At 62.8% G+C, this 8,118-nt stretch carries 5 protein-coding genes and 1 riboswitch; of the genes, 3 read left to right on the top strand and 2 right to left on the bottom strand.

The features are described 5' to 3' along the window. A partial coding sequence (gene alaS / locus WB528_RS01855) for an alanine--tRNA ligase (protein ID WP_423886728.1) occupies positions 1-1,774 on the bottom strand: 1,774 nt, incomplete at its 3' end. A 187-nt stretch (positions 1,775-1,961) separates the two neighbouring features. Continuing rightward, positions 1,962-2,051, top strand: a riboswitch (glycine riboswitch). 141 nt (positions 2,052-2,192) lie between these two features. On the opposite strand from alaS, the gene gcvT reads away from it, so the two are divergent. From gcvT to gcvP, 3 genes are all read left to right on the top strand, one after another. Beyond that, on the top strand, positions 2,193-3,350 hold the full coding sequence (gcvT, locus tag WB528_RS01850; protein WP_423886727.1) for a glycine cleavage system aminomethyltransferase GcvT: 1,158 nt from the start codon (positions 2,193-2,195) through the stop codon (positions 3,348-3,350). 10 nt (positions 3,351-3,360) lie between these two features. Continuing rightward, positions 3,361-3,726: a glycine cleavage system protein GcvH gene (gene gcvH, locus WB528_RS01845; RefSeq protein ID WP_423886726.1), complete on the top strand. Its 366-nt coding sequence runs from the start codon at positions 3,361-3,363 to the stop codon at positions 3,724-3,726. Positions 3,727-3,874: 148 nt separating this feature from the next. After that, entirely contained in the window at positions 3,875-6,739 is a 2,865-nt protein-coding gene (gene gcvP / locus WB528_RS01840; RefSeq protein WP_423886725.1) for an aminomethyl-transferring glycine dehydrogenase, read from the top strand. Between the two features lie 131 nt (positions 6,740-6,870). Here gcvP and recA read toward each other — a convergent pair whose 3' ends face one another. Beyond that, positions 6,871-7,959 (bottom strand): recombinase RecA, encoded by a 1,089-nt coding sequence (gene recA / locus WB528_RS01835; protein ID WP_423886724.1) that lies wholly within the window; start codon positions 7,957-7,959, stop codon positions 6,871-6,873. Positions 7,960-8,118: the final 159 nt, after the last annotated feature.

Below are 8,118 nucleotides of genomic sequence, written 5' to 3'. Positions count from 1 at the left end.
CCGGCGCGACCAGCGAACCGCGCTGGGCGATGTGATCGCCCAACACCTGGCGCAGCGCCTCGTGCAACAGATGCGTCGCCGAATGATGGGCGCGGATTGAAGCGCGCCGGGAATGATTGACGTCGAGCTGCAACGCCGTTCCGACTTTCAGGGTACCCTGCTCGACGGTGCCGAGATGGACAAAAAGATCGCCGGCCTTCTTCTGGGTATCGGTGACGCGGACACGCACGCCTTCGCCGGTCATGACGCCGGTGTCGCCGACCTGGCCGCCGGATTCGCCATAAAACGGCGTCTGGTTCAACACGATCGCGCCGCTTTGGCCGGCCTTGAGCTGATCGACCGCCGCACCGTCTTTCACGATCGAGCCGACAACGCCCTCGGCGGTCTCGGTCTCATAGCCGAGGAATTCGGTGGCGCCGAGTTTTTCGCGCAATGGAAACCAGATCGCTTCGCTTGCGGTATCGCCACTTCCAGCCCAGGCCGCACGGGCCTTTTTGCGCTGGCGCTCCATCGCGTCGGTGAAGGACGCCTGATCGACGCCGATGCCGCGCGACTTCAGCGCGTCCTGCGTCAGGTCGAGCGGGAAACCATAGGTGTCGTACAGCGTGAACGCGGTGTCGCCGTCGAACATGTCGCCTTTCTTCAGGCCGGCGCTCTTCTCGTCGAGGATCGCTAACCCACGTTCGAGCGTCTTGCGGAAGCGGGTCTCTTCCTGTCCCAAGGTATCTTCGATCAGTTTTTCGGCACGGACCAGATCCGGATAGGCCTGCCCCATTTCGCGCACCAGCGCCCAGACCAGGCGATGCATCAGCGGCTCACGCGCGCCCAACAACTGCGCATGCCGCATGGCGCGGCGCATGATCCGGCGCAGCACATAGCCGCGGCCTTCGTTCGAGGGCAGCACACCATCGGCAATCAGGAACGACGAGGCGCGCAAGTGATCGGCAATGACGCGGAACGAGGCGATGCTGTTGTCTTTCGGGCTCTGCCCAAGCGCCGAGGCCGTCGCCTCGATCAGTTGGCGAAACGTATCGGTCTCGAACACACTGTCGACGCCTTGCATGATGCAGGCCATGCGCTCGAGCCCCATGCCGGTGTCGATCGAGGGGCGAGGCAATGGGTTGCGCGCCCCACCCTCAAGCTGCTCGAACTGCATGAAGACGAGATTCCAGAATTCGAGGAAGCGGTCGCCGTCCTCTTCCGGGCTGCCCGGCGGGCCGCCCCAGATATGCTCGCCGCGGTCGATGAAGATCTCCGAGCACGGCCCGCAGGGGCCGGTGTCGCCCATCTGCCAGAAATTGTCCGAGGTCGCGATTCGGATGATGCGATCTTCGGAGAAGCCAGCGATCTTCTTCCAGAAGCCTGCCGCCTCGTCGTCGTTGTGATAGACGGTGACGAGCAGCTTGTCCTTCTTCAGCCCAAACTCCTTGGTGATCAGATTCCAGGCGAGTTCGATCGCGCGTTCCTTGAAGTAATCGCCGAACGAGAAGTTGCCGAGCATCTCGAAAAAGGTGAGATGGCGGGCGGTATAGCCGACATTGTCGAGGTCATTGTGCTTGCCGCCGGCGCGCACGCATTTCTGCGAGGTGGTGGCGCGCTGTGAGGTGCGCTTCTCGACGCCGGTGAAGACGTTCTTGAACTGCACCATGCCGGCATTGGTGAACATCAACGTCGGGTCGTTGCGCGGCACGAGCGGCGACGACGGCACGATTTCGTGGCCGTTATCGGCAAAAAACCTGAGGAAAGTCGACCTGATTTCGTTAACGCCGCTCATGGGGTCCAATCGCGAATATGTTCGGGAACTCGGCGAGAACGCTTTTAGACAAGGGGGAAAGCCGTGTCCAGAAACAGTGCAAGGAGATCAGAGACTTGTCGTGATTGCCTATGATTTGACGTTGATAGCGGCGCAGCCTCGCCTTGACGGGCTTGGCGCGACCGTCTTTTTCGCTTATCTAACCAATATAGTCACGTCGGGAGAGATCGGCTGAATGGCCGGCGCCGAAGGAGCAACCGCCCCGGAAACTCTCAGGCAAAAGGACCCTCGTGACTTTGATACATCTGGAAAGAGGCACTTGCCGGGTTTGATCCGGACGTGCCCGCCGACGGGATAATACTCTCAGGCACAGCGACAGATGGGGCTTTTTCGGATTTTTCAGGGAATCCTCCCTCGATAAATCCGCGAGGGCCTAACGATGCTTGCCGCTGATATTTCCGCCTCCCCACCGCTTCCAAAGCATACGCCGTTGCACGCGCTGCATCTTTCCCGCGGCGGCAAGATGGTGCCGTTTGCCGGCTATGACATGCCAGTGCAGTACGGAACCGGGGTTTTAAAAGAGCATCTGCATGTCAGATCCAGCGCCGGCCTGTTTGACGTTTCGCATATGGGCCAGATCGCGCTTCGGCCGAAATCAGGCCGCCTCGAGGATGCAGCCCGCGCGCTGGAATGGCTGGTGCCGCAGGACATTCTGGCGCTTGCGCCGGGCCGGCAGCGCTACGCCCAGTTCACCAATGAAGCTGGCGGCATTCTCGACGACCTTATGGTGGCGAATTTTGGCGACCATCTGTTTCTGGTCGTCAACGCCGCGTGCAAGGCCGAGGACGAGGCGCTTCTGAAAGAGCATCTCTCGGACGTCTGCCTCGTCGAGCCTCTCCCCAATCGCGCGCTGATCGCCCTGCAAGGGCCGAAGGCGGAATCCGTGCTCGCGAAATTCGACGCCGAAATACGGGCGATGAAATTCATGGATGCCGGCCCGCGCCGCCTCGAAGGCATCGACTGCTTCGTCTCCCGCTCGGGCTATACCGGCGAGGACGGTTTTGAGATTTCCTTGGCCGCGGAAGCCGCCGAGCACTTTGCGAACGAACTGCTCGCGAACGAAAGCGTGCTGCCGATCGGCCTTGGGGCGCGCGACAGCCTGCGGCTGGAAGCCGGGCTTTGCCTTTACGGACATGATCTCGACGGCGCCACGACGCCGGTCGAGGGCGCGCTGGAATGGTCCATTCAAAAGAGCCGCCGCAAGGGCGGCGCGCGGCCCGGCGGATTTCCCGGCGCGAATGCGATCCTGGGCCAGCTCGAACAGGGCGCGCCGCGCCGGCGGGTTGGTCTGAGGCCCGAAGGCCGTGCGCCGGTACGCGAAGGCGCAGCCTTGTTTGCCAGCGAGGTGTCCCCTCAACCGATCGGCACTGTGACCTCGGGCGGCTTCGGCCCAAGCCTCAATGCGCCGGTCGCGATGGGCTATTTGCCGTTGCCGCACGTAGCGCCGGCCAATCTCGTATTCGCGGAAGTACGTGGCCAGCGCCTGCCCTTACGAGTCGCCCCGATGCCGTTCGTTGCCAACACCTACAAACGCTGAAGGATTTCGCATGACGACGCTTTACACCAGCGACCACGAGTGGATCCGCATCGAGGGCGACATCGCCACCATCGGGGTGACGGACTATGCGCAGTCGCAGCTCGGCGACGTCGTCTTCGTGGAACTGCCGAAGGTCGGCCGCACCCTGAAAAAGGCGGAAGCCGCCGCCGTCGTCGAATCGGTGAAGGCTGCCTCCGACGTCTACGCACCGCTTTCCGGCGAGGTCCTGGAAATCAACGACGAGGTTGTCGCCGAACCGGCGCTGGTGAATTCCGATGCCGCAGGCAAGGCCTGGTTCTTCAAGCTGAAGATATCGAACAAGAGCGAACTCGATGGCCTGATGGACGAGGCCGCCTATCAGAAACACATCGCGTGAGATGATGGACCACTCTGCACACCTCCTCTGCTGTCATCGTCCGCGAAGGCGGACGATCCAGTACGCCGTGCCATTTCGATTCCACGCAAATGCCTGTGGTTACTGGATGCTCCGCTTTCGCGGAGCATGACAGAAAGAAGGAAAGCCGATGACCGCGCCACTCAAGCCTTTGGCCGAACCCGCCACGACCTTCGCGCGCCGCCATATCGGCCCCGACCCGCGCGATGTCGCCTCGATGCTCAAGACCGTCGGCGCCACCAGTCTCTCGGCGTTGATGGCCGAGACGTTGCCGTCATCGATCCGGCAACAAGCGCCGCTCGATCTCGGCACGCCGTTGAGCGAAACCGAGGCGCTCGCCCATATGCGCGAACTTGGCTCGAGAAATCAGGTGTTCACCTCGCTGATCGGCCAGGGCTATTCCGGCACGATCTTGCCTTCCGTGATCCAGCGCAACATCCTGGAGAGCCCGGCCTGGTACACGGCCTATACGCCCTACCAGCCGGAGATCAGCCAGGGCCGGCTGGAAGCCTTGTTCAACTTCCAGACCATGATCGCCGATCTCACCGGGCTCGATGTCGCCAACGCCTCGTTGCTCGATGAGGCAACCGCGGCGGCGGAAGCGATGGCGCTTGCGGAGCGCGCCGCGCAGAGCAAATCCAGGTCGTTCTTTGTCGATGCCGACGTGCATCCGCAGACGCTCGCTGTGCTGCGCACCCGCGCGGAGCCCTTGGGATGGAATCTGATCGTCGGCGATCCCCTCGACGAGCTTGACGGTGCTGACGTGTTTGGCGGCTTGCTGCAATATCCGGGCTCCTCGGGCGCGGTGCGCGATCTGCGGCCGGCCATCGCAGCTCTCCACGCCAAAGGCGCGCTCGCCGTTGTCGCCGCCGATCTTTTGGCGCTGACGCTGCTCGCTTCCCCCGGCGAACTCGGCGCCGACATCGCGATCGGCTCGGCGCAACGCTTCGGCGTGCCGATGGGCTATGGCGGACCGCATGCGGCCTATATGGCGGTGCGCGATAGGTTGAAACGCTCGCTGCCGGGACGGCTTGTCGGGCTGTCGGTGGATTCGCGCGGACAGCCGGCCTACCGGCTGGCGCTGCAAACCCGCGAGCAGCACATCCGCCGCGAGAAGGCGACCTCCAACATCTGCACCGCGCAGGTGCTGCTTGCGATCATCGCCTCGATGTACGCGGTCTATCACGGGCCGGAAGGGCTGACCCATATCGCGCGCGCCGTGCATCGCCGAACCGCCGTGCTCGCGGCAGGCCTGCGCAAGCTCGGCTTCAGGCCGCAATCCGAGACGTTTTTCGACACGGTGTCGGTGAGCGTCGGCGAAAAGCAAAAAGAGATCGTTGTCCACGCACTGGCTGAAAGAATCAATTTGCGGATCGGCAACGGCGTGCTCGGCATCGCGCTCGACGAGACCACCACCGTCGGGGTGGTCGAAGCGGTTTGGCGCGCCTTCGGCGGCCGGCTCAATTACGGCGAGGTCGAAAGGACGGCCGATGATGCACTACCAGCCGGCATGAAGCGCGAGAGCGCGTTCCTCACCCATCCGGTGTTTCACGCCCATCGTTCCGAAACCGAGCTGCTGCGCTACATGCGCAAGCTCTCAGATCGCGATCTCGCGCTCGACCGCGCGATGATCCCGCTGGGCTCCTGCACGATGAAGCTCAACGCCACCACCGAGATGATGCCGCTGACATGGGCGGAATTCGGCTCGCTGCATCCGTTTGCACCGCGCGAACAAGCGAAGGGCTATCACGCGCTGTTTGCTCGCCTGCAAAAGTGGCTCTGCGACATCACCGGCTATGACGCGATCTCGCTGCAGCCGAATTCGGGCGCGCAGGGCGAATATGCCGGGCTGCTCGCGATCCGCGGTTATCATGCATCACGGGGAGAAAGTCACCGCAACGTCTGCCTGATCCCCTCCTCCGCCCACGGCACCAATCCCGCTTCCGCCCATATGGCCGGCATGGAGGTTGTGGTGGTGGCGTGCGATACGCGCGGCGACGTCGATGTCAGCGATTTGCGCGCGAAAGCCGAACAGCACGGCCGAAACCTCGCGGCCGTGATGATCACCTATCCCTCGACCCACGGCGTGTTCGAGGAGCATATTCGCGAGATCTGCGACATCGTGCACGGCCTTGGCGGCCAGGTCTATCTGGACGGCGCCAACCTGAACGCGCAGGTGGGGCTTGCCCGGCCCGGCGAATACGGCGCCGATGTCAGCCATCTCAACCTGCACAAGACGTTCTGCATTCCGCATGGCGGCGGCGGTCCCGGAATGGGGCCGATCGGCGTGAAGGCGCATCTCGCGCCTTTCCTGCCGGGCCATCCTGTGAACGGGAAAAGCGCGGTCGGTCCGGTGTCGGCGGCGCCTTATGGCTCGGCCTCAATCCTCACCATCTCCTATATCTACATCCTGATGATGGGCGGCGAAGGCCTGACGCGCGCGACCGAGATCGCCATCCTCAACGCCAATTACATTACAGAAAGGCTGGCGAGCCATTTTCCGGTGCTGTACCGGAACGCCAAAGGCCGCGTTGCGCATGAGTGCATCATTGACCCCAGGCCGTTGAAGAGTTCAGCCGGCGTCACGGTTGATGACATCGCCAAGCGCCTGATCGATTACGGCTTCCACGCGCCGACCATGAGCTTTCCGGTGCCGGGTACGCTGATGATCGAGCCGACCGAATCCGAATCCAAAGCCGAGATCGATCGTTTCTGCGAGGCGATGATCGCGATCCGCCGCGAGATCGCCGAGATCGAAACCGGCCGCTGGGAGGTCGAGGCCTCTCCGCTGCGTCATGCGCCGCATACGGTGCATGACATTGCGGACGATACATGGGCGCGCGCCTACAGCCGCGCCGAGGGCTGCTTTCCGGCCGGCACGTCGCGGACCGACAAATACTGGTGCCCGGTGGGGCGGGTCGACAACGTCTACGGCGACCGCAACCTCGTCTGCTCCTGCCCGCCGGTGAGCGACTACGCCGAAGCTGCGGAATAAGACCGCCGCGCTATTCGGGCAGCTTGCGACGCCCGCGCGGAAATCTATCCGCCCTCATCGTCATAAGCCGGCGCGTCCCGCACGCCGGCTCATTGTCTAATATCATTTTCATCATCAGCGCGCAGGCGGAATCACTCCTCCGCGGGCTCTTCGCCGTCGGCGTCGCGCTCGGGTGCGCCGGCCAGAATCTGCTCGGCGATCAGGCCGGAGTTCTGGCGGATTGCGGTTTCAATCTTGGCGGTGATATCGGGATTGGCCTTGAGGAACGCTTTCGAGTTCTCGCGGCCCTGGCCCAAACGCTGGCTGTCATAGGAAAACCAGGCGCCGGACTTCTCCACGATGCCGGCCTTGACGCCGAGATCGAGGATCTCGCCCATCTTCGACACGCCCTCGCCATACATGATGTCGAATTCGACCTGCTTGAAGGGTGGCGCGAGCTTGTTCTTCACCACCTTGACGCGGGTGGTGTTGCCGACCACCTCGTCGCGCTCCTTGATCGCGCCGATGCGGCGGATGTCGAGGCGGACGGAGGCGTAGAATTTCAGCGCGTTGCCGCCGGTCGTGGTTTCCGGCGAGCCATACATCACGCCGATCTTCATCCGGATCTGGTTGATGAAGATCACCATGGTGTTGGACTTGTTGATCGAGGCGGTGAGCTTGCGCAGCGCCTGGCTCATCAGCCGCGCCTGAAGGCCCGGCAGCGCGTCGCCCATTTCGCCTTCGAGTTCGGCCTTCGGCACCAGCGCCGCCACCGAGTCGATCACCAGCACGTCGACCGCACCGGAACGCACCAGCGTGTCGCAGATTTCCAGCGCCTGCTCGCCGGTGTCCGGCTGGGAGATCAGGAGTTCGTCGATATTGACGCCGAGTTTGCGCGCATAGACCGGGTCGAGCGCGTGTTCGGCATCGATGAAGGCGCAAATGCCGCCCTTCTTCTGCCCTTCGGCCACCGTGTGCAGCGCCAGCGTGGTTTTGCCCGAGGATTCCGGCCCGTAGATTTCCACCACCCGCCCCCTCGGCAGGCCGCCGACGCCGAGCGCAATGTCGAGCCCGAGCGAACCGGAGGATATCGTCTCGACATCCATCGAACGATCGTTTTTGCCCAGCTTCATCACCGAACCCTTGCCGAACTGGCGCTCGATCTGGGACAGCGCGGCGGAGAGGGCCTTACTCTTATCCATGGAGGATCCTTCGACGATACGCAGGGCAGAGACGGACATAGGGTGCTCCTTATGGCGGGGATTCGCGAACCGGACAAACGTTGGCGGGGACTGAATCAGTGATGGAGCAAATGTACTTCATTTGTTCCGTGTTCGCAATATGTTCTTTTTAGAGGGGGGTACTGGCCCCTTTCCATTCAATGGTTTGGTTAGTGGTCC

It is taken from the genome of Bradyrhizobium sp. (genome assembly GCF_049586575.1).
In the GTDB taxonomy this organism is placed as follows: domain Bacteria; phylum Pseudomonadota; class Alphaproteobacteria; order Rhizobiales; family Xanthobacteraceae; genus Bradyrhizobium.
This window is presented reverse-complemented; position numbering and strand designations above follow the sequence as displayed.